This window comes from Mesorhizobium sp. M4A.F.Ca.ET.050.02.1.1 (genome assembly GCF_003997725.1).
Classification (GTDB): Bacteria; Pseudomonadota; Alphaproteobacteria; order Rhizobiales; family Rhizobiaceae; genus Mesorhizobium.
In genome coordinates this window covers 1-2806 of sequence record NZ_RZSG01000774.1, presented here as the reverse complement: position 1 = coordinate 2806, position 2806 = coordinate 1, and the positions used below count along the sequence as shown (strand labels likewise).

Annotated in this window: 3 protein-coding genes; all 3 read right to left on the bottom strand. The window is 62.0% G+C overall.

What is annotated here, in order from left to right; all coding sequences use genetic code 11:
- Nucleotides 1–2229, bottom strand: a 2229-nt coding sequence (locus EOA33_RS30950) for a bifunctional diguanylate cyclase/phosphodiesterase (protein ID WP_145989375.1), incomplete at its 3' end; no start/stop codon positions are given.
- Between the two features lie 22 nt (nt 2230–2251).
- Nucleotides 2252–2620, bottom strand: a complete 369-nt coding sequence (locus EOA33_RS39395; RefSeq protein ID WP_190234421.1) for a hypothetical protein — start codon at nt 2618–2620, stop codon at nt 2252–2254.
- The coding region (locus tag EOA33_RS39930) for a hypothetical protein (protein WP_210212633.1) at nt 2617–2806 on the bottom strand (190 nt) is incomplete at its 5' end. The genes EOA33_RS39395 and EOA33_RS39930, both read right to left, overlap by 4 nt.

Here is a 2806-nt window from a genome sequence, read left to right as displayed (position 1 = left end):
AGCAAGGACCGGGAGCTTGAGGCCCCGAGCGAGCCCAAAGACCGCACGCATGACGGCAGCCGCCTCATCGCTGCTATCCACCGCCCGCACAAGAGACTGGTCGACTTTGATCTTATCGAAAGGGAAGGCCCGCAGGTTCGACAGCGACGAGTATCCGGTGCCGAAATCATCCATTGCGATTTGGACCCCAAGGCCTTTGAGCCGGCGCAGCGCGGCGAGCGCGCGCCCCATGTCCTTGATCAGGCAAGTTTCCGTAATTTCCAGCTCGAGGCGGGACGGATCGAGACCGGTCTCTTTCAGCACTGCCCCGACCAGCTCGGGCAAATTCCCGCCATGAAGTTGCATGGCCGAAACGTTGACGCTGATTGCTAGCGGTTGTTGCCAGCTTGCCGCTTCGGCGCAGGCGGTCCGCAGCACCCATTCACCGATCTTCAGAATCGCGCCACACTCCTCCGCGATCGGGATGAACACCGCCGGCGGAACGGCGCCCCGTTCCGGATGATCCCACCGGAGCAGCGCTTCGAAACCGAATATTTTGTTGGACAGGAGTTCCGCCTGCGGTTGATAGACGAGGCGCAGTTGCTTGCGCGAAATCGCATGACGGACGTCGTGCTCGAACTGGCGACGATCGCGCAGATGCTCACCCATGGACGGCTCGAAAACGCAATAGACGCCCCGCCCCTGCATTTTGGCCTCATAGAGCGCGGCATCGGCATGGCTCAGAAGCGTCTTCCGATCGGGTGCATCGTTCGGGAACACAGCAATGCCGATGCTGGTGCCGATGGTGACGCCGGCGGGCAGGTTGGCCCCCGTGTCATTGCATGCGTCCAAGATGGCTTCAGCGGTGCGCGTTGCATAGGCGGCGCTCGGCAGACCGGGAACGATCACAGCGAACTCGTCGCCGCCCAAGCGCGCAACCATCTGCCCTGGCTTAAGGACGCCACTGATCTTCTCGGCCACACACTGCAGCACGGCGTCTCCAACGAGATGGCCGAAGAGGTCGTTGATCTCCTTGAAGCGGTCGAGATCGAGGAAGAGGACGGCAAGGCACCGCTCAGCGCTGCGATGCGTGGTAAACTCGGCCTCGAGCTTTTCGTTGAAGCTCGTGCGGTTTGGAAGCTTGGTCAAGGGATCGTGGTGGGCAAGGAACTGGATCTCCTCCTCCGCCCGCTTGCGCCCGCGGATATCGCGCACGGCAAGAACATGGTGTTGCTTGCCGGCATAGAGCATGCTGTGCCGGATCAGTTCAACCGGGACCGTGCTGCCGTCCGTCGCGCATAGTCCCACCTCCAGCGGCGTTTGCGCTGTGCCCGTGAGCTCGCCTTGCGAAACCGTGGGAAAGAAGGACGCGAGCGCGCGGCCGGCTGGCTGAGTGCCGTCCACGCAGGCAAGCGCGACGAAACTGCGATTGGCTGCCACAATATCGGTTTCGTTGCACACGATCAGCCCCTCCACGGCCGCGTCGGCCAGCTCCTGCATACGCGCTGCCTCGCCGGCGCGACGCAGATCACGCACATCGAGGGCGAGGCCGATGATGGCCAAAAGGATGATGACGATTGAAGCGAGGGCTACGCCAGTTGCCATCCAGTCCGCCGGCAACGCCGTCGCGGAAATGACAATGCGCGGGTCTGGCATGATTGCGGCGGCGGCCATCGCCGTGAAATGGTGGCTGCAAATCGCTACCGTCAGCACGACCGCGCCCAGCGCCTTCCACTTGACCGTGTTCGAGTGAAGGGCAACCGGCAATGCGGTTGCGCCGAACAGCCCACCAAGAATGATTGAGGCGGCGACGAGCGGCACATCCCAGACGACGCGGCCCTCGATCTCGAATGCGGCCATGCCAGTGTAGTGCATCACCGCGATGCCGCCCCCGACGACCGCACCGCCGATCCAGCGCCCATGTGGAATGCGCGGCGAGATGCCGATCGCGAGACCGGTGCCGGTCAACGCGATCGCGGCCAGCAACGACACGATCGTCAAGGCGATGTTATAGCCGCTCGACACAGCGGGCTGGAATGCCAACATGGCTATGAAATGCGTCGCCCAGATGCCGAAGCCGGTGGCGATCGCGGCGACGGCTAGCCAGACCCGTCGCATTTCGCTTTCACTGCGCCCGACATGGTGGAGGAGGTTCACAGCTGTGAAAGAGGCCAGGGCGCAGATGAAGGCCGCCAGCGCAACCAGACGCAGATCATGCTGCGTCGCAATGCAAGTGTAGACTTTCAACATGCTCTTCCCCCAGGCAGGATGATCACCCGTCTGGGGAGAAATCTACGGCCAAAACTTGAATAAAGCGCTTAAGCGGAAAATCCGCTTCGAGCTGGCGCTTGCGGTCGACGAATCGCCGGCAGAGATCGAGATCCAGCGCAAGGGTTAATCGCTGCGCAGATCTTGCTTCAAGCGCGGCTGCATCGAAAGCTTTTCGAGCAGGTGGTGGATGGGCCTCACTACGCAATACCCTGCAGACAGGCGTGTCGCTGCCTTTCCGTTTTCTCGGTCTGTCGATGAAGATCATGCAGCAGGATAGCGGCAGCATCACTAACATTGAACACGATGCGCTCTGAGCTATGGCGGCTAACCCGAACACGACCCGCTTCTCAAATCTGCTTAAGCCGGTCATCTCTGCGCCCCCAAGGCGATTATGCGGCAATAGGCCCAGTTCGTCTTCTTCCCGAGCCGAGCGCGGTTCCCGCTGTGATCGTGAAATCTCGACGCAATGCCGTCTCGACGTACCCCGTGCCTGGCCACAGCCTCAAACGTCGCCGCGAACAGCCGCTCCTTCTCCTCCCGAAACCAGCGCCGGCGC

Coding starts and splice junctions, on each gene's coding strand:
- EOA33_RS39395 (WP_190234421.1), bottom strand. CDS start 2,620: ATGACCGGCTTAAGCAGATTTGAGAAGCGGGTCGTGTTCGGGTTAGCC.